The following is a 17,635-nucleotide window of genomic DNA, read 5'->3' as shown; positions in this document are numbered from 1 at the left end:
CAGGAGGAACCGTGGCACACACGCACAGCTCCGGGTCGTTTCTCGACTCGTTCCGTCAGCCGAAGGCGGTGTGGGCGGTTGCCTTCGCCTGTGTCATCTCGTTCATGGGCATCGGCCTGGTCGACCCGATCCTCCCCTCGCTGTCGTCGCAGCTCGACGCGACGCCGTCGCAGGTGACACTGCTGTTCACCAGCTACCTCGTGGTCACCGCGGTCGCCATGCTCATCACCGGCTGGTTCTCGAGCCGCTTCGGCGCCAAGCAGACGCTGGTCGTCGGCCTCGTCATCATCGTGGTGTTCGCGGCCCTGGCCGGTGCCAGCGGCAGCATCGCCGAGATCGTCGGCTTTCGCGCCGGCTGGGGTCTGGGCAACGCGCTGTTCATCGCGACATCGCTCGCGGTCATCGTCGGTTCGGCAACAGGCGGTTTCGGCGGCGCGATCATCCTGTACGAGGCCGCGCTCGGCGTGGGTATCGCCTCGGGTCCGCTGCTCGGCGGCGTGCTCGGCAACATCAGCTGGCGCGGACCCTTCTTCGGCGTCGCCGTGCTCATGCTCATCGCACTGGTCGCCACGATCGTCTTCGTCCCCTCGACACCGAAACCCGCCGAGAAGTCGTCGATCCTCGAACCCATCATGGCTCTGCGGCATCGCAGCCTCGCGACCACGAGTGTGACCGGCCTGCTGTACAACTGGGGCTTCTTCACCATCCTCGGGTACGCACCGTTCCTCATGAACCTCTCGGCGCTCAAGCTCGGCGCGGTGTTCTTCTGCTGGGGCATCCTCGTCGCGATCTTCGCGGTCTTCGGCGCCCCGATGCTCAAGTCCCGGTTCGGGACCCCGAAGACGCTCTACGGCGCGCTCATCGGCATGGCCCTGGCGTGCCTCGTCATCGGGATCTTCTCCGGCAGCCAGTCGGTGGTCATCGGCGCGACCATCGCGTCGGGCATCTTCGTGGGCCTCAACAACACCCTCGTCACCACCGCGGTCATGAGCATCGCACCGGTGCAGCGGTCGGTCGCCTCGGCCACCTACGGGTTCGTGCGGTTCATCGGCGGCGGCCTGGCGCCGTTCGCGGCGGGCAAGCTCGTCGAGCACTACAACGATCACGTGCCGTTCGTGCTCGGTGCGGTGGCCGTCGTGATCGCCGCGGTGGTCCTCTCGACCGTGCACGGTGCGCTCACCGACGCCGACACCGAGGAGCAGCAGACCGAGTCGCACGAACGCGCCGACGCCGAGAGCGCGGTCACCGAGATCCCCGCAGTCGAGGGCGAGGCCGTGATGGCCGAGACCGCCCTGCGCGAGGACCGCGCCGTCGCCCAGCGCCGCTGAACGGGCAGACCCCGCGATGGCCGCATCGAACCCCGTCCCGATCGATCGCCGAACCCTGCTCGTCGGGGTCGACGGATCCGACACCTCCTGGCGTGCACTGTTCTACGCGCTCGGCCAGGCTCGGCGCGATTCCTCGGCGGTCATCGCCGTGAACGTCGTGGCGATCACGGTGGCCACCACCAGCGCCACCGTCGCGGGCTGCGCGGCCCTGGTCGACGCGGCGCAGGGTATCGAGTCCGAGATCGCCGAACTGCGAGCACAATCCGACGTGGACATCCGCTTCGAGACCACCGTCGGCGATCCGGCGGGGTCGTTGGTGCGCCTGGCCGGTGAGCACCACGCCGACGGCATCGTGATCGGTGCGAGCACCACGCTCGCACACCGCATCTTCGGATCGATCGCCGGGCGCGCGGTCCGCAACAGTCCCTGCCCGGTGACCGTCGTCCCCTGAGAACCGTTACTTCAGGCGGGATCAGGGCGTTCGATGTGCTCGACCATCGTGCGGTGCAGGTCGGCGAGGAACTCCTCGAACTGCGCGAGGATCTCGGGCGGATAGTCCGCCATCATCGCGTCGATGCTCTCGCCGAGGGGACCGAAGAACGCGTCGGCGTGGTCGTGCACCGACCGGCCGCTACGAAGGGTGACCACCCGGCGGTCGGAATGCTCCCGCGTGCGGACGATTTGGCCCGCCGCCTCCAGGCGGTTCAGCAGCGACGTCGTCGCCCCCGAGGTCAGATGGATGCGCTCGGCGAGACGCGCCGGTGACAGCGGAGTGCCCTGGTCTTCGAAGTACACGATGTCGATGAGCGCCTCGGCGTCGGTGGTGTGCAGACCCAGCGAATCGGCGAAGCGGCGACCGAACTGGTTGAAATCGGCTCCGTACCTCTGTAATCCGTCGAGCAGGCGCTCGCGGTGACCGCTCGCATCGTTCGTCACAGCGCACCTTTCGTCCACCGGCGTTGACAACCGCGCCATCCGTCAATACCTTGATCATCAAGTTACTTCACAGGCAAGCCTACTACGCGATGACAGGACGATGGCGATGACCACTGTATTGATCTCCGGCGCCAGCATCGCCGGACCCACCGCGGCCTACTGGCTGGCGCGCGCCGGCGTCGAGGTGACGATGGTCGAGCGCTTCTCCGAGCTGCGGCCCGGTGGGCAGTCGGTCGACGTGCGCGGCGCCGGTCGGGAGGTGGCGCGTCGCATGGGCGTCGAGGACGCCATCCGCGCGGCCGGGACCGGCGAGAAGGGCCTGCAGTTCGTCGACACCCACGGAAAGGTCAAGGCCGCGTTCGAGGCATCGGATTTCGCCGACGGCAACGGACCGACCGCCGAACTGGAGATCCTGCGCGGCGACCTCGCGCGCATCGTGTTCGACGCGGCCACCGACGCCGGCGCCGAGACCGTCTTCGGCGACACCATCACCGACCTCGACGACGACGGCACCGCCGTGCACGTCACGTTCGCGAGCGGCGCGACCCGCAGTTTCGACCAGGTCATCATCGCCGAGGGGATGCGTTCGCGGACACGGCGACTCGTGGTCGACGACACCGACGCCATCCGGTCGCTGGGCATGTACACCTCGTACTTCACGATCCCGCGCGCCGCATCCGACACGCAATGGGCCTCCTGGTGTTCGTTCCCGGGCAGCCGCTCGGCGCTGATCCGCCCCGACACCCACGGGACCACCCGCGCAGCACTGTCGTTCATCAGTCGCGAGAAGGGTCTCGACGCGCTCGACACCGCCGGGCAGAAGGCGCAGCTGCGCGCCCGCTACGGCGACGCCGGGTGGGAGATCCCACGGGTTCTCGACGGCATGGACGCCTCGACCGACTTCTACTTAGAGGGCATCGGTCAGGTGACGCTGCCCACCTGGGGGTACGGACGCGTCGTCCTGCTGGGCGATGCGGCCTACTGCGCGTCACCGGTCAGCGGTATGGGGACGAGCCTGTCGTTGGTCGGCGCCTACGTCCTGGCCAGCGAGATGATCGCCGGCGGCGACGCGCTGCGCCGCTACGAATCGATCCTGCGGCCGTACGTCGCGCAGGCACAGAAGCTACCGCCCGGCACGCCGCGCATCGCGAACCCGAAGACACGCCTCGGTGTGCGTGTCCTCAACGCCGCCGCCGGGGTCGCCGCCTCGCGACCGGTCCAGTCGATCGCCTCGAGGTTCTCCTCACCGCCCGCCGACGCGATCGATCTGCCCGACTACCCGTCACCGGTGCGTCCCGGCTGACCTGTCGGACGTCGGTCGTACCCTTCTCCGACGAGCGGCCGCCATGCGGCGGCGGGCGCGACGGGAGGAGGCAGGCGTGGACGACATCGACTTCGACTCCGCCGTCGAGTCCGCGTGGCGCGCGTTCCGCATCGACCTCGCCGATCGGCTGGCCCGGCTGGAGTCGGGCGACGAACTGCAGATCGCGCAGTCGACGCGCGAGCTGCCCGACGGACCCCACGGTCGCCTCACGTTCACGGCCACCCGGCGTCGCATTCGGTGCACCATCGATGCCGCCGATCTGCACACCACTCCCGAATGCCACCTCGACCAGGTGCACCGACTCGAGGCGGCCGGGTGGCAGTGGCTGCGTGGTTCCCACGGTCGACATGTCGTCGAATGCGGTCGCCGCGGGGTCGATGCCCTTGCCCTGCAGGCACAGACGGCGTTGCGGGAGATCTGGGAGGTGCTGCACCCCGACTTCCTCGAGGGCGACCGCACCCCGACACCCAGGGAATTTGAGGTCGCGATCGGCGTGGTGGTCCGCACCGTGGACCAGCTGCGCGCCCTGGCCGTCGAGGCACTCACCGAGGCGGCCGAGTTCGAGGTGGTGGTCGATTCCGACGGCGACATCCAGGTCCCCGCGGGAAGCATCGGATCGTGGCTGCGGGTGTGCGACGACGAACCGCACCTCGAGTTCTTCGCGTGCATCGTCGACGAGGTGCCCGACGTCGCGGGCGCGGCGGTCTACCTCGCCACCCATGCTGCCCGCTGGCCGAGTGTGGGTCTCCGCCTCATCGACACCCACTTGTACGCGACCCTGCGACTGGGGTGCACGACCTTTCACAGCGCGAATCTCGTTGCCGCGCTGCGTACCTGGACCGAGTTCCTCATCAACGACGTGCCGGCGATCGAGGCCGCGCTCTCAGCGACACCGCCCGTCGTTCGCGACGGGTCGATCCCGGCCGCCCTGGAGCGGGTGCATCACCTGTCGCGGTACGGCCCGCCGCCGGGTCCGCTGACCGTGATGGGGCTGTGTGGAGACAACCGGCGGACGGCCATGAACTACATCAGGGCCTCGTTGGAGCAGGTGAAGTCCCTGAACGCTTCGGCGGAGCGGGCCACCGCCGAGGGCGACATCGATGAGGCGAGAGCCTGTCGTGACGAGGCGAGGCAGTGGCGCGCGACCATGAAGCTGATCACCCAGTCGCTGCGGGTGGCCCTGCGCCGTGAGAGGTCGCGCCGCGACACCCCGGACTAGAGGCGATCGGCGAGATCCACCAGCGATGTGACCTCGATGTCGGGTGCGCCGAAATGCGCGGGATACGTTGCGCCGGTGCGGTTGATCCACGCCGTGCGCATACCGACGCGGCGGGCACCCTCGAGATCCCAGGGGTGCACCGCGACCATCAGCGCCTCGACACCGGCGACGCCGGCCAAGCGCAGTCCGTGTCGGTAGGCGGCCGGTGACGGCTTCCAGCCGCCGGCGTCGTTGGCCGACAGATACGAATCCATCGCCGCGGCGGCCGGAGTGTCGCCCAGCAGTCTTCGTGCAACGTCGGTCGACCCGTTGCTCAGCGTGATGACGCGCACGCCGACCTCGTTCAGCGCAACGATCCCGGGCACGACATCGGGATGCGGTTGCGCGGCAACCATCGCCGTCATGATCGACTGTGCCGCCGCGTCGAGATCAGCGTCGGACCGGTCGGGATGGGCTGCACGGACCATCGACCGCGCGACATCGGTGCCGATGGCGGCGTAGGAGGCATTGTCGCCCAACACCGTCGCCGCGAAACCGTCACGGAGCACCGAGAGATACCAGGCGCGAACGTCCTCCGCGCGCAGGCCCGCATCGACGAACGCGCCGCCCACCGACCCTAGATCGGAGAGGGTGTCGTTCACATCGAGGAACGCCGCGACGGGTCGCCCGGTCACGAGAACGCCCGCGTGTTGTTGAGAGCGGTCACCATTCCCGAACCGATGGGCCCGTGCACGTCGTACAGAGTGGTGGTGCCGACGGCGATTCCCTCGGTGTCGATGTGGGAGTCCTCCCGCACGCCCACCCAGTCACCCTCGGGCAGACGCGACAGCGCGACGGTGAGATCGCCGTTGATGTACCCGACCCACTCGGTGCCGAGGTTGGTGACGAGGCTGGTCCACTCGGCGGTGGTGACGGCCCGCACGTAGGGGCTCGGCGGCCGGTCGGCGGTCATCGGGAGCACGTTCCACCACGCGGTGCTGCGGTCGGCGTTGAGGTGCTTCTCGAGTTCGCTGGTCCACCCGACGCGGTCGGAGTGGTACCAGGTGACCGCGCTCGGATCGGTGTCGACGGGCGGCGCGGGAACGGTGGCGTCGGGACGCCAGCGGTCGCCGGGTGCGTTCTCCGACATCCGGTACTGCACGTGCATCGCCGTGGCGACGAGGGTGTCGTTCTGGAACGCGTCGGCACGGGCGACCTTGATACGCGAACCGGTGCGGATCGTCTCGGTGCGCACGATGGTGGGCACGGTCTTGAACGCACGCAGCAGTTCGAAGGTGGTGCGCGCCGGCATGAACCCCTCGACGTGCTGTTCGTCCTCGAGGACCTGGGCGAGGAGACCGACCACCGCGGGCCCGGCGACGTGGTCGTCGCCCCAGGCGCTCTGTGCGTGCTCGTTGGCGCGGTAGGCGACCTCACCATCGTGGGAGACGACCTCGAAGAACGGCTTCATCGATTCACACTCTCACAGCACCGCTGCCGAACCGCGCCCACTGTCGGACCCCGGCCGTATCGTCGACGACCCCAGACTCCCAGACCCACCGACCATCCGAGGAGCTCGTGATCATCGATCGTCCCACCGTCGACCCGCACCGCCCGGTGCATGTCGTGTTCGCCGCGCCGTGGCAGTCGATCGACCGTCACGGGCCCGGCCGCACGACCGACGAGACCTGGTGGACGTTCCCCGACGACGTCGCCGACGGCGACACCGTCGTGACGGTCGTGCAGGGACGCGAGGCCGCGGTCCTGGGGGTGTCGGTGCTGCGCATGGGGACCGATCCCGACGACTGGGATCTCGAGCCCGCCGATCCCATCGCGTCCGAACCACTCTCCGCAGCCGCGATCTCGCGACGCGCCGGTACCGCGGTCACCGTCGACCCCCGGTCGCTGCATCACACCGAGGGCGCCGCCGTCATCGCTGCGATCGAGGGCGAGTGCGACGCCCCCACCCCCTGGTTCGCGCTCCCCTCCCCCTGCGCCGACGTCGACACGATGGGCGTGAGCGCGGTCGAGAGTTCTTGGGGATGCACCGGCTGCGGCCGACGCTGGGCGGGCAAGACCAGCCCGCGTCTGCAACGACATACGACGGTCGAGGTTCCCTACGACGACATCGGCTGGGTCGCGCTGTGCCCCAGCTGCCACGACATCGTGCACCAGCCACTCGGGCCGAGCGTCGACGAGCTGATGTTCGGCAACCGGCCCGCCTGCCCGGCGTGCAACGAGCACCGCACGTTCCGGGTGCTGTGGGGTATGCCGGCGTCGCCGCCGCCGTACGGCACCGTGGGCGCGGGATGTGTCGTCATGGGCGACAACCCGACCCGTCGTTGCGGGGCCTGCGGGCACGAGTGGTGACGGCGTCACCGATCGGTTCGCGCGGGTGGACGATCCATCGACCACAGCGGTGTCCCGTCGGCGAGCGTGAACTCGTCGCTGAGAGCGAACCCGAAGCGTCGGTACAGGGCGACGTTCTCGGCGCGGGTGCACACCAGGTGGGCCGGGTACCCACGCGCGTCCACCGTGGCGAGGCGGTGATCGATCAGGATGCGGGCGAGCCCGCGTTTCTGGGCCGTCGGCGTGACGCCGAGGTTCACCAGCGTCCAGTGCCGATCCGACGATTCGTGGGCGTCGAGGCGACGCCGAACGTCGAGGCCCGCACCCACCCGACCACCGAGCGCGGTCAGCGTTCGCGGTGCCGCGCGCAGGGTGCGACCCAGGCCGGAGATCGGGCCTCCGCGGTCGGGGCCGTCCCACGCCGCGACGGCGAGCGGGCGACCGATGTGGTCGGCGAGGTAATCGACGACACCGATCCGACCGTGTTCGAATCGCAGACTCGCGGTGAAGTAGCGCGGCAGCGCAGCGTGCCTGCGGTGGGCGTCGGGCCAGAGGAACGACATGAGCGGGTCGTCGGCGAAGGCCGCTGCCAGCGTGGTGGCGCAGGCGTCGAATTCCTGTCGCACCGCCGCGGTCCGCACCTCGGGTGGCGCATCCGACATCACGGGTCGGATTGTGCCGTACCCACCGATCCGCCGCTCACGGCCAACTCGTTGCCGAGACTCACGTAACTTCTACTCATGGCGCGTGTCGAGTGGGTGCTCGCGGATCTCCGCGAACCCGGACGGCCGACTGTCCTGAGCCGCGAAGGCGTGCCGCGGGCACGGACGTCACTCAGTCGCGCACTCACCGATCCGTTCGGTGCCCGCCGCGCCCGGTCGGTCGCCGCCGAGCTCGACCGATGGGCCCGCGCGCCGCGGACCGAGAAGCCTTCGGCGTTCGCCATCGAGGGCATCCGCTGTGTTCCGGTCCCCGGTACGACGGCCGACGTCGCGGCGGCATGGATCGCAGCGGAATCCGTCGACACCACCGATCCGCCCGCGGCCGCCGCGTTCACCTGGGATTCCACCGAGCGCAGGTTCTGTGTGCCGCCGGAATCGGCAGCACTGGTCGGTCGTCGCGCCGTCGGCGAGAACCCGGCGTCGGTGCTCAGCGCCGATGCGCTGCGGTTCGTCGAGGTCGACGACACCATCGGACTCGTGCAGGCGATGCTGGTCCCCGATCGCGGGCCGTGGACGGGCACCGCCACCCTGCGCCCGGGGTCGAGTGCATCGATGCGGGTGTCGGTGAGTCTGTTGCCGACGGGACCGTCGGCGTTGTCGGGGGTGGTGTTCGAGGCACCGACGCTCCCGGTCACCCGGCGGGTCGAATCGCTGGCGATGAGCTCGATGGCACAGGTGTCGAACATCCATGTCGTCGTGGTGGACGTGGCGAAGATGCGGGTGCTGCGGTGGCTCACCGATCCCCCGAGCGGGATCGCATGGAAGGGGCGCCGCGACAACCGCGACACCCCGCACCCCGACGACGTCCGCCGGATCTTCCGGGTTGCGAGCGATGTGTTCACCGGGGAGGAACGCCGGGCCGCGCTCGACGGGATCCGTTTGCGACGCCTCGAGGGCGGATGGCTGGTGGTCGACGCCGCCGGCGAGATCGTCGACGGGTCCGATCCACCGCTGGTGATCATCCAGATGGTGGCGCGCGGGGTGTCCGACGAGCCCGACCCGGTGCCGCCCGACGACACCGGTCACCCGGGCCTGTGAGAGGCCCTGTGGAATTCTGCTTTGCGGCCTGACCTGGACTTCGTTACCGTCATCAACATTCCCGATGCCAGTCCTCGACGGCGTCGGACGGAAACGATCTGCCCACTCGCGTCGCCGGTTCCTTCTCGCCGGTGACGTTCGACGCGCGATTCGAGGTCCGACCATGACTGTGACGAGCACCGAGACCGGTGGTCCTGACCGTTCGGCCGTCGACGCGCCCTACGACGGCTCCGACGAGGCGACCACCGAGTATGTCGTCCGTCTGCGTGACGCCCTGGCCGCGCTCTACGACGACCCGCTGTCGCTCGAGGCGGGGCGCATCGTCTCGAAGCTCCTCTAGGCCTTTCGTCAGCTCTGGTTGAGCGCGACCGCCGCCTGGATGAGCGCCGTGAACGCCGCGCGATCGAGCTCATCAGCGGCCTTGATGTCGACGGCACGCCGCGTGCCTGCGTCGAGGCTGGCGTTGAACACCGACTGCGGATCGGGAAGTGACGCGCCCTTGGCGAACGTGACCTTCACCTTGTCCTTGTAGGTCTCCAAGGTGCAGATGAGTCCGTCGCGCGAGAACGTGGGCACGCCATCGGGATTCGAGGGTTTGCGCCATTTGACCTCTTCGGTGATCCCGTCCTCGGCCCCGAGGATGAGGTCGCGGATGGTCGCCACGGTGTCCGCTCGCCAGTCTGTCGTCACGGGGTAGGAGGTTACCCGCCGCGGAGCTCGCCCTGTGACCCTTTTGTCCGAATCTCAGCAGGTCAGTGGCGCTACTTCGCTTTGCATAACGTATTCTGGCGACTCGATTCGCACGTATGCCCAGCAGACGCGAGAAGAGGCCCGATGTCCGAACTCAAGGTGTCGACCGACGAGGTCAGTCGCGCATCGCAGAGCGTTCGCGCCGCGGCGGACAGCCTCGATGATCGCGTGCGCTCGCTGACCGAACGCGTCGACGGACTGCTGAACGGCGGATGGAAAGGCCAGGCCGCCGACGCATTCCGCAAAGACTGGGAACAGTGGCTGCACGGCGCGAAAGAGGTGGTCGGTGGCCTCGACTCGACGTCGTCTTTGCTGGCCTCGAACGCGAGCACGTACTCCGACCGGGAGTCGTCGAACGCCTCCTCGGTCGGCAGCAGCGGTTCCGGCCTGTTGAACATGGACCTCTGATGGCACGGCAATTCACGATCAACACCGAGGAACTCGCCGACATCGTCTCAGCCATGGCCCGTTTCGATTCCGACGCCGAGTCGGTCTGTTCCGACGTCGACAAGACCGTCGCCTCGCTGCACACCACATGGACCGGTGAGGCGGCCGACGCGCAGCGCGCAGCCCACGATCGCTGGACCAAGGGAGCGGCCGAGATGCGTTCGGCCGTGGCCGATCTGCGCAAGGCCGGCGACACCGCGCACACGAACTACACCGCGGCGGTCACCGCGAACACGGAGATGTGGGGCTGATGCCGACCCTCGTCGTCGATCCCGTCCAGTTCGCCCGCGCCGCGACCGGCATGACCGAGGTTGCGCGGTCGACACAATCGGCCGCGAGCAGCCTGGCCGCCGCGCTGAGCGGATCCGGTGGGATGGGCGGTTCTGACCATGCCGGCGTCGAGTGGTCGAACAGCTACGACGAAGGCGCTCGGGCAGCAATGAGCGCGGTCGCGTCCGCTGTCGGCGCGGCAGGCAACGTCGCGACCCGGCTACACGCCACCGGCGTCAACCACGCCCACGCCGATGCCGCAGCCACCATTGGCGGCAGCGGGGACGCCGCGCTCCCGGCAGCGCCCACTCCCCCGACCATGGCAGCGCCCTCGCCCCCGTCAGCCGCTGGCGGCAGCGGCGGTGGGCCGCCCGGGTGGTCGTTGGTCGAGGGACTGGTCGGGTACGTGTGGCCCAACGGCCACCAGGACCGCCTGCACGCCGCAGACGCTGCGTGGCAGGCCACCGCTGCCCAACTGCAGGCCGCAGCGAGCCCGGTCGCCGGTGCCGCCTCTGCGGTGTCGGCGCAGCAGAGCCCCGAGTGCGGTGCCGCGGCCACAGCATGCACCGAGACCGGCGCGCACCTGAGCGATCTCGCGTCGGTGTGCACCGAACTGGGGAGTTCCTGCTCCGAGTACGCGGCACACCTCGACCAGGCCCATCACGAGATCATCTCCACGCTCAAGGAACTCATCATCGAGACCGCCGCCATCGAGGCCGGCGGAGCGGTGTTGGCGTTCTTCACCGCAGGCCTCGACGAGATCGCCGCCCAGGCCCTTGTCGCGGCCCGCATCGCCACCGCTGCCGCGAAGATCCGCCGGGTCATCGAGGCGCTCATCGACGCGGCACGAGCCGTCGCCGCCGCGGTGAAGGGCTTCGCCGGGCGCGCAGCAGAAGTCCTCTCGAAGCTCGAACCACTGGCCACGGGCGCGGTCAAGACCGCGGCGACAGCGGCCGCGAAAGCCGGGCGCGCGGGAGCCTCCGCGGTCGCCGACGCAGGCCGGACGGGAGCTTCCGCCGCAAGCAGCGCTGCTCGTGCCGCTCCGTCGGCGATCAGTAATGGCGCGAAGACTGCGGCGAACGCTGTTGCCGAGGGTGCACTCAAGAACGCTTCCGCCGGGGCGGGGATGGAGTTCGCGAAGGAAGGTGTCGAGTCGATTGCGACCGGTGAGAACAAACTGGATCCCACCAAAATCGCATCTCAAAGCGCATTCAGCATGCTCACCGGACCGGTTGGCAAGGCGGTCGGTGAACGCACCATTCCCAAGGCGGTCACTCAGCTCGGCGAGGAGGCAAAGGAGTCGGTGGTCACCAAAGGCGCTCGGCAAGTCGTGACAACTGCAACGTCGGCATCGCTCAACGCGACTCAGCAGGAACTGCATGCCACGATCAGCCCGGACACGGCGGACGTGGTAGGGGGAACGTCATTGGTGCAGACTGCACGGGACCTCCCCGAGGCATGGGACAACGCCCCAGCAGCAATCGACCAGGGCCGCGAGAAGTTGGACGATGCCGTCGACGCCGCACGGCAGAAGTTGGGGCAATGACTTGACCGTGCAGGCATCAGGACGCTCTGAACCGGTCAAGCGAGAACGTGGTTCATCCCTACTGAAGAACACGGAGCGGCCACCGCACCTGCGGGTGGTTCGCCCCGAAAAGGCTCACTTTCGACTAGCCGCACGAGGTGCGGACGCAACCGGACGTCTCATTCCTTTGTTATGGATCAACCACCCTGATCGACCAAGACGACAACCGGTGACGGTCTCGGCGACTCAGACCACCGATCAACCTCTCTACGTTCTGACCCGACCGCGTTTCGGGAGTCGGATCACCGAGGCCAAGGACCCACACGGACAGGTGCTTGTATCCGTCAGAGCACATCGCTTCCGCTGCGTGGTGCAGACGCACTGGACAGTCCATTCCGCGAACGGGACTAAGCTTTTTTCGATCTCCGAGCGCTTTCGAGATGCTTTGTGGAGACGAACGATTGGCGTTGCCAGCCGGCTTGATGGCGATGCGTTCATTCTCGCGATCCCGGGAATGGCCCTCAGCTTCTTCAAGGGACCGGTGCAGATGACAATCAGGGACGGTCGCCGCAACAAAGCTGGAGTCGTCACGTTCAGTCCGGGCCTGTTCAAACCACGCGAAGACTTTTCGATCTATCTGGGGGATGCTCCTTTCCCGCTCGACAACCCCGAGCTCACAGCAGGAATCCTCGCCGCGATGCAGCGGACCGTGTGAGTAGCGAAGCAACCACAGTCGCCGAGAACGACGCCGAGCGACCGTGACCGATCAACTGCCCAGGCACCTCGAGCGTGCGCGGCGCGGCAAGCGCGGTGGATCGCGACTGCGTCGCGAGACGCAGCCACCGCATCTTCGTGTCATGTGCCTCGGCGACAAAGCCGAGTTCCTTCCGGCGCTGGGACACGATGGCGCAACTGATCTGCGAGAACTATTTTGGGTCGGCCACCCCGCTGAGCCGCGACGCCTCCCTGTGACGGTCTCGGCGGCTCGAACTCTTGCCGATCACGAGTACCGGATCAGCCCCGGAGACGGCGCTCGCGAAGCGAGCATTGTCGAGAACACGGCGGGCAAGGTTTGCGTGAGCGCGATACCGGAAAAGAGATGGTTGCGTTCGTCGTGGACCATCAACACTCCGGACCGCTCGTCGGCGTACACACTCACCGAGCGGCGGCGAGATGGTCTGTGGCGCCGATCTGTTGCCCCGTTCACCAAACTGCGCGATCCTGCATGGGAAATGATCGGGCTCGTCGTCCTGTTGTTGTTCTCGCCGGCAATGCTCAAGCCTCCGCTGAGAATGCGGATCACGGACCGAGACGACAATGAGATCGGCCTCCTCACCTTCTGCTCGACGGGTAACCGACCCCGCGAAGACTTCTGCCTCTACCTGTACGACACGCCGTATCCCCTGCGAGAGGACACCCTCGCGATGGCTGCACTCGCGATCGTCCAACGGATGAGGTGAATCGTGGTTACCCCGCAGCCGTTCGTCACCACCGGGCACGCGTTCGGCAGTTCCGCGCCGACGCCCCACTTCCCCTGGAGGACAACGAGCTTGCCTCGGGGTGAGCACCGCCGTACAGGGTTATGAAGTGACCACTGATACGAAGGGTGGCAAACGGACATCGAGTAGCCGCTCAACCTTCGCGTCATTGCGCCGAGACCGACCGCCTCACGGCCTCAGCGGCACTGCGACATTCGAACTAAGACGAGAACAACCCGGCTTCAGCGAAGGAAATGGAGGCTAGGCGGTGCCCACGCTCGTCGTCGATCCGGCGCAGTACGCCGAGGCCGCCTCGGGTATGTCCAGCGTCGCCGAGGCCGCTCACGGCGCAGTCTCCTTGCTGGCAGGTGAACTGGGCGGCTCGTCGGGCATGGGCGGCTCCGACAACGCTGGAGTCGAGTGGTCGAACAGCTACGACGAGGGCGCGCAAGCCGCGCTGAAGGCCGCGGCCTCGGCCGTCGGCGCAGCCGGCAACGTCGCCCTCCGCCTCCACGCGACAGGCGAGAACCACTCGCACGCCGATGCATCGGCAACCATCGGCGGCGGCGGCGCGTCGCTTGCGGGACCCCCCACGCCGCCGACGCTCTCCGCACCATCACCACCGCCGGCCGCGGGCGGAAGTGGCGGCGGGCCGCCCGGGTGGTCACTCGTCGAGGGTCTGGTCGGCTACATCTGGCCGAACGGTCACCAGGACCGACTTCACGCCGCCGACGGTGCGTGGAAGGCCGCAGCAGCCCAACTCGACAGCGCAGCAGGGCCGACGAGCGCCGCCGCCTCGGCCGCATCGGCGCAGAAGAGTCCTGAATCCGCGGCCGCCGCACAGGCCTGCACCGACACCGGCAACCACCTTCGCGAGCTGTCATCGGTGTTCACGCAGATCGGCTCATCGTGCTCGGAATATGCGGCACATCTCGATGAGGCCCACCACGAGATCATCTCGACACTCAAGGAACTCATCATCGAGACGGCGGCCATCGAAGCCGCCGGCGCCGCCCTCGCGTTCTTCACCGCGGGCCTGGACGAGATCGCAGCCCAAGCTGCAGTAGCCGCCCGTATAGCCACCGCCGCAGCGAAGATCCGCCGAATCATCGAAGTCCTCATCGATGCGGCGCGCGGGATCGCCGCTGCAGCGAAACCTCGTGCTGCAAGGGCATTTGAGGTACTCGCCAAGCTGAAGCCGATAGAAGAAGCCGCAGTCAAGCGCGCTGCGTCAGCGGCGACCAAAACCGAGCACGCCGCAGTCGGGGATGCGGGCTCCATAAGGAACGTCAACCCAGGCGGCGGCATGAACAATTGCGTCAATTGCGTTGCCACCACCGATAAAGTGCTGGACGGCGAGAAGGTCTCAGCGGTGCTCAGCGAGCCGCAACACCCGTCCGTGCTGGAGAAAATGTTTGGATCAAAATTCACTCCATCCTCCGGTAAAGCGGACATCGATTCGGTCATGCAATCGGCCGGGGACGGCGCCCGAGGGGTCGTATATGGTGGCCGCAATGGCGGGGTGGGGCACGTCTTCAACGCCGTGAACCAGGGCGGTATCGTCCGCTACTTGGACGGACAAATTGGCAGCGAAGCTTCGTTCGACGGCTTCGACCACTTCTTTTTCATGAGGTATCGATGATGATCAGCTACGACGATGCGCACCAGAAGGCACTCGCAAGGGTTGCACGGATTGCATCGGGATCGGAGTTCGAGATCGTGATACTCGAACCGCACATTCGCGAGACCGACGACGCTTGGTACTTCCCCTACGACGGGCGCGACTTCGTAGAGAATGGGAACTTCTCAGCAGCGCTGGCGGGAAACCATCCCGTCCGGGTCTCGAAGGCTGACGGTGACGTGAGATTGGAATCCCCGCCAGAAGGTGCATAGTCCAAACGTGACGTGCGTCGCATCGGGGATTGACCTCGGCCTGTCGCCGTGTTGACCCGAGCATGACTTACACGCTCAACGATGACTCCCCGCTGCTGAAGCCCTTCGACTCCGGCGTCATCCACACGCCCCACCGCGTGTTCATGGCACCGCTGACCCGCCTGCGCGCGGAGTCCGACGGCACCCCCACCGACCTGCAGACCGAGTACTACCGCCAGCGTGCGGGCGCCGGCCTCATCATCACCGAGGCCACGCAGTCCAGCGCCTCGGCCGGTGGCGCGTACATGAACACCCCGGGCATCCACAACGACGCCCAGCAGGCCAAATGGGCCGAGATCGCCGAGGCCGTCCACAACGAGGGTGGCCAGATCTTCGTGCAGACGTGGCACGTGGGTCGCGTCGCGCATCCCGATCTCCCCGGCGGCGACCCGGTCGCCCCGTCGGCCATCGCCGCCGACGGCAAGGCCCACGGCCCGAACGGCAGCGTCCCCCTCGTCACCCCCCGCGCGTTGGAGACCAGCGAGATCCCCGGCATCGTCGACGCCTTCCGCACCTCGGCTCGCCGCGCCATCGACGCCGGGCTCGACGGCGTGGAGATCCACGGCGCCAACGGCTACCTGCTGCACCAGTTCCTCGGCGACGACACCAACCAGCGCACCGACGAATACGGCGGCTCGCCTGCCAACCGCGCGCGCATCGTCATCGAGATCGTGAAGGCCGTCGTCGACGAGATCGGCGCCGACAAGGTCGGTATCCGCCTGAGCCCCGGTCACAAGGCCAACGGCATGAACGAGTCCGACACCGTGCCCGTGCACCAGGAACTGCTTCGCGCCATCGCCGACATCCCGTTGGCATACGTGCACTTCCTCATCGAGCCCACCGATCCCGTGCTCGCGACGCTGCGTCCCGAGATCACCGTGCCGTTCCTGCTCAACACCGGCTTCGCCATCGAGTCCGATTTCGCGCAGCTCGAGAAGCTCGTCGCCGACGGCACCGCCGATGCGGTCATCGTGGGCCGTTGGTACATCTCCAACCCCGACTTGGTGGAGCGTCTCAAGAAGGGCGCCGAGCTCACCGAGCCCAACCAGGCCACCTTCTACGCGCCGGGCGCCGAGGGCTACACCGACTACCCGTCGCTGGAGACCCAGAACGCCTGACACCGATCAGATCCACCGGTGACGTGTATCAGTCCGGCGGAAGAACCAGCGCCGGTGACGCGGTCACCATCAGTCCGGTCGCGTCCGCATCCGCGATCAGGTGTGTCGAGCACTGTCCGTCAGCGGCGGTGAGCAGCGCGGCGATCGGCGCGTGCAGCTCGGCGCGAATCACGCGGTGCAACGCGCGGGCGCCGTACCGGGGGTCGAAACCCGCATCGACGAGCGTCGATCGGGCGGCATCGGTCACCGTCGCGCGCACACCGCGGGCGGCGAGGGCCTCCACGAGGTGATCGATCTCGGCATCGACGACGCGGCGCGCGTGCGCGTCGTCGAGCGATGTGAAGGTGACGACCTCGTCGAAGCGGTTGAGCAGCTCGGGGTCGAAGAAGTCGCGTACCGCGTCGAGCACCACGTCACGTTCCGACCGCGCACCGCGCCCACTCATCCGACGCATGACCGAGGCGGCCCACTGTGCCGGCCCGCGGGCCCCCGGCCGCCGCATGTCGTGCACCTCTCGCGACCCGAGATTCGACGTCAGAAGGATGATTGCGTTGCGGAAGTCGATCGTCGACGTCCCCGACGCCAGGCGCAGCGTGCCGGTGTCGAGGATCTGCAGGAGCGCCCGCAACACGGTCGGGTGCGCCTTCTCCACCTCGTCGAACAGCACAATTCCGGGCCGCGACACGGTGCCCTCGACCGTCTCGCGGTCGAACAGCGAGAACTGTTCCTTCGACCCGGCGTACCCGGGTGGCGCACCCGACAGCGACGCCGCGTAATGCTCCTGGGCAAGAGAGTTCATGTCGATGCGGCACATGTTGTCGGCATCGCCACGCACATGACGGGCGACCTGGCGGGCGAGTTCGGTCTTGCCGACACCGGTGGGGCCGACCAGCAGGAGTGAGGCGATCGGACGTCGCGGATCGCGGAGTCCGACGGCCGCGATGGTCATCGCCCTCACCACCGCGTCGACAGCATCGTCCTGGCCGATGATCGAATTCCGCAGCCCGTCGGCCAGCGCACCAGGCGATCGCAGATCGCCGAGGCGGAACCCGGCGGTGGGGTCGAGGGCACGGAAACGCTCGTTCATGTAGCCCGACATCGCGCGCCCTCCGTTCCCTCCTGTGCGAACCTAGAGCACCCGATGAGGTCGCGCAGCGCCGAAAGTCCTTCATCCACCGCGAACCTCGCGGTAACAGTGCCGACACCACAGCCGCTCTAGC

General features: G+C 67.9%; 21 protein-coding genes. 15 read left to right on the top strand and 6 right to left on the bottom strand.

Translation table 11 applies throughout. From position 1 onward, the window contains the following. Positions 1 to 11 precede the first annotated feature (11 nt). Both OG579_RS19230 and OG579_RS19225 read left to right on the top strand, forming a co-directional pair. Positions 12 to 1,328, top strand: coding sequence for an MFS transporter (locus tag OG579_RS19230; RefSeq protein WP_328857249.1), 1,317 nt, complete (start codon positions 12 to 14; stop codon positions 1,326 to 1,328). Positions 1,329 to 1,344: 16 nt separating this feature from the next. Next, positions 1,345 to 1,779 (top strand): universal stress protein, encoded by a 435-nt coding sequence (locus tag OG579_RS19225; protein ID WP_328857248.1) that lies wholly within the window; start codon positions 1,345 to 1,347, stop codon positions 1,777 to 1,779. 11 nt (positions 1,780 to 1,790) lie between these two features. Here OG579_RS19225 and OG579_RS19220 read toward each other — a convergent pair whose 3' ends face one another. Further along, the gene (locus tag OG579_RS19220) at positions 1,791 to 2,264 is read right to left on the bottom strand and encodes a MarR family winged helix-turn-helix transcriptional regulator (RefSeq protein ID WP_328857247.1); all 474 of its coding nucleotides are present in this window, start codon (positions 2,262 to 2,264) and stop codon (positions 1,791 to 1,793) included. A 106-nt stretch (positions 2,265 to 2,370) separates the two neighbouring features. On the opposite strand from OG579_RS19220, the gene OG579_RS19215 reads away from it, so the two are divergent. Next, positions 2,371 to 3,567: an FAD-dependent monooxygenase gene (locus OG579_RS19215; RefSeq protein ID WP_328857246.1), complete on the top strand. Its 1,197-nt coding sequence runs from the start codon at positions 2,371 to 2,373 to the stop codon at positions 3,565 to 3,567. A 76-nt stretch (positions 3,568 to 3,643) separates the two neighbouring features. Then, positions 3,644 to 4,807, top strand: a complete 1,164-nt coding sequence (locus OG579_RS19210; RefSeq protein WP_328857245.1) for a TY-Chap domain-containing protein — start codon at positions 3,644 to 3,646, stop codon at positions 4,805 to 4,807. On the opposite strand, the gene OG579_RS19205 is transcribed toward OG579_RS19210, so the two are convergent. Beyond that, positions 4,804 to 5,481, bottom strand: coding sequence for an HAD family hydrolase (locus OG579_RS19205; protein WP_328857244.1), 678 nt, complete (start codon positions 5,479 to 5,481; stop codon positions 4,804 to 4,806). The two genes, OG579_RS19210 and OG579_RS19205, sit on opposite strands and share 4 nt — an antisense overlap. Further along, a complete protein-coding gene (locus OG579_RS19200) occupies positions 5,478 to 6,257 on the bottom strand; it encodes an acyl-CoA thioesterase domain-containing protein (RefSeq protein WP_328857243.1) in 780 nt (259 codons plus the stop codon). Before OG579_RS19200 ends, OG579_RS19205 begins: the two co-directional genes overlap by 4 nt. A gap of 107 nt (positions 6,258 to 6,364) precedes the next feature. Between OG579_RS19200 and OG579_RS19195 the strand changes: the two genes are divergently transcribed. After that, a complete protein-coding gene (locus OG579_RS19195) occupies positions 6,365 to 7,156 on the top strand; it encodes a hypothetical protein (RefSeq protein WP_328857242.1) in 792 nt (263 codons plus the stop codon). Positions 7,157 to 7,161: 5 nt separating this feature from the next. On the opposite strand, the gene OG579_RS19190 is transcribed toward OG579_RS19195, so the two are convergent. After that, positions 7,162 to 7,797, bottom strand: coding sequence for a GNAT family N-acetyltransferase (locus OG579_RS19190; protein WP_328859299.1), 636 nt, complete (start codon positions 7,795 to 7,797; stop codon positions 7,162 to 7,164). A 78-nt stretch (positions 7,798 to 7,875) separates the two neighbouring features. Between OG579_RS19190 and OG579_RS19185 the strand changes: the two genes are divergently transcribed. Next, the gene (locus OG579_RS19185) at positions 7,876 to 8,895 is read left to right on the top strand and encodes a hypothetical protein (RefSeq protein ID WP_328857241.1); all 1,020 of its coding nucleotides are present in this window, start codon (positions 7,876 to 7,878) and stop codon (positions 8,893 to 8,895) included. A 163-nt stretch (positions 8,896 to 9,058) separates the two neighbouring features. Continuing rightward, a complete protein-coding gene (locus OG579_RS19180) occupies positions 9,059 to 9,235 on the top strand; it encodes a hypothetical protein (protein WP_156377983.1) in 177 nt (58 codons plus the stop codon). An 8-nt stretch (positions 9,236 to 9,243) separates the two neighbouring features. On the opposite strand, the gene OG579_RS19175 is transcribed toward OG579_RS19180, so the two are convergent. Further along, a complete protein-coding gene (locus OG579_RS19175) occupies positions 9,244 to 9,585 on the bottom strand; it encodes a DUF1801 domain-containing protein (RefSeq protein ID WP_328857240.1) in 342 nt (113 codons plus the stop codon). 144 nt (positions 9,586 to 9,729) lie between these two features. Here OG579_RS19175 and OG579_RS19170 point away from each other — a divergent pair, with 144 nt between their 5' ends. From OG579_RS19170 to OG579_RS19135, 8 genes are all read left to right on the top strand, one after another. Next, positions 9,730 to 10,053 (top strand): WXG100 family type VII secretion target, encoded by a 324-nt coding sequence (locus tag OG579_RS19170; RefSeq protein ID WP_328857239.1) that lies wholly within the window; start codon positions 9,730 to 9,732, stop codon positions 10,051 to 10,053. Further along, complete coding sequence (locus OG579_RS19165) at positions 10,053 to 10,343, top strand: WXG100 family type VII secretion target (protein WP_045820850.1); 291 nt, start codon at positions 10,053 to 10,055, stop codon at positions 10,341 to 10,343. Before OG579_RS19170 ends, OG579_RS19165 begins: the two co-directional genes overlap by 1 nt. Beyond that, entirely contained in the window at positions 10,343 to 11,908 is a 1,566-nt protein-coding gene (locus tag OG579_RS19160) for a WXG100-like domain-containing protein (protein WP_328857238.1), read from the top strand. Before OG579_RS19165 ends, OG579_RS19160 begins: the two co-directional genes overlap by 1 nt. 208 nt (positions 11,909 to 12,116) lie before the next feature. Further along, entirely contained in the window at positions 12,117 to 12,602 is a 486-nt protein-coding gene (locus OG579_RS19155) for a hypothetical protein (protein ID WP_328857237.1), read from the top strand. A 43-nt stretch (positions 12,603 to 12,645) separates the two neighbouring features. Further along, positions 12,646 to 13,347 carry a hypothetical protein gene (locus tag OG579_RS19150; RefSeq protein ID WP_328857236.1) on the top strand — a complete coding sequence of 234 codons (702 nt, stop codon included), beginning with the start codon at positions 12,646 to 12,648 and terminating at the stop codon, positions 13,345 to 13,347. A gap of 286 nt (positions 13,348 to 13,633) precedes the next feature. Then, the gene (locus tag OG579_RS19145) at positions 13,634 to 15,007 is read left to right on the top strand and encodes a WXG100-like domain-containing protein (RefSeq protein WP_328857235.1); all 1,374 of its coding nucleotides are present in this window, start codon (positions 13,634 to 13,636) and stop codon (positions 15,005 to 15,007) included. Beyond that, on the top strand, positions 15,004 to 15,258 hold the full coding sequence (locus tag OG579_RS19140; protein ID WP_328857234.1) for a YrhB domain-containing protein: 255 nt from the start codon (positions 15,004 to 15,006) through the stop codon (positions 15,256 to 15,258). Before OG579_RS19145 ends, OG579_RS19140 begins: the two co-directional genes overlap by 4 nt. A gap of 62 nt (positions 15,259 to 15,320) precedes the next feature. Next, positions 15,321 to 16,415: an alkene reductase gene (locus OG579_RS19135; protein WP_328857233.1), complete on the top strand. Its 1,095-nt coding sequence runs from the start codon at positions 15,321 to 15,323 to the stop codon at positions 16,413 to 16,415. Positions 16,416 to 16,443: 28 nt separating this feature from the next. Here the strand turns inward: OG579_RS19135 and OG579_RS19130 are convergent, their stop codons facing one another. Then, the gene (locus OG579_RS19130) at positions 16,444 to 17,514 is read right to left on the bottom strand and encodes an AAA family ATPase (protein WP_328857232.1); all 1,071 of its coding nucleotides are present in this window, start codon (positions 17,512 to 17,514) and stop codon (positions 16,444 to 16,446) included. Positions 17,515 to 17,635 lie beyond the last annotated feature (121 nt).

Origin of the sequence: Williamsia herbipolensis, from assembly GCF_036153515.1 — a bacterium.
In the GTDB taxonomy this organism is placed as follows: domain Bacteria; phylum Actinomycetota; class Actinomycetes; order Mycobacteriales; family Mycobacteriaceae; genus Williamsia_A; species Williamsia_A herbipolensis.
The sequence above is the reverse complement of the archived record's forward strand: the minus strand, read 5'-3'. Positions and strand labels throughout refer to the sequence as shown.